We start from the raw sequence: 451 nt of genomic DNA on the forward strand, positions 1-451 counted from the left end.
ATGATGCCCTGTTCTTTCAAGCGCTTGATCCGGCGCCAGCACGGCGTCTGGCTCATGCCCGCTTCCTTTGCCACTTCGGCAATCGAAAGCGATGCATCCCGCTGCAGGACACGAAGAACGCGAATGTCAGACGGGTCGAGAAGATATTTATCGGTCATTGATGATTTTAGGAATTTTTATTCTGCCCCAGGGTGATTGTCCGTGACGATAGCACAGAAATTGCCGGAGAAAAGGATGATATTACTCTTAATGTGAGGTTGCCGAGGAGCCGCGTCGCTCCACATGTCGGTTTAGGAGGAATTCGGATGAATGTGCATATGCCAACCGTGACCCTGGAGGACAAATATGTCGCCACGGAAGGACGGGTCTATCTGACGGGCATACAGGCACTGGTCCGTCTGGCCCTCGACCGGGCGCGCCTCGATCGCGAGGCCGGCCTGAAGACCGGTGG

Annotated in this window: 1 protein-coding gene; it reads right to left on the reverse strand. The window is 55.2% G+C overall.

From position 1 onward, the window contains the following. The coding region (locus FMN52_RS18510) for a winged helix-turn-helix transcriptional regulator (RefSeq protein ID WP_148610102.1) at window positions 1-158 on the reverse strand (158 nt) is incomplete at its 3' end. Window positions 159-451 lie beyond the last annotated feature (293 nt).

The organism is Marinobacter sp. BW6 (assembly GCF_008107725.1).
Classification (GTDB): domain Bacteria; phylum Pseudomonadota; class Gammaproteobacteria; order Pseudomonadales; family Oleiphilaceae; genus Marinobacter.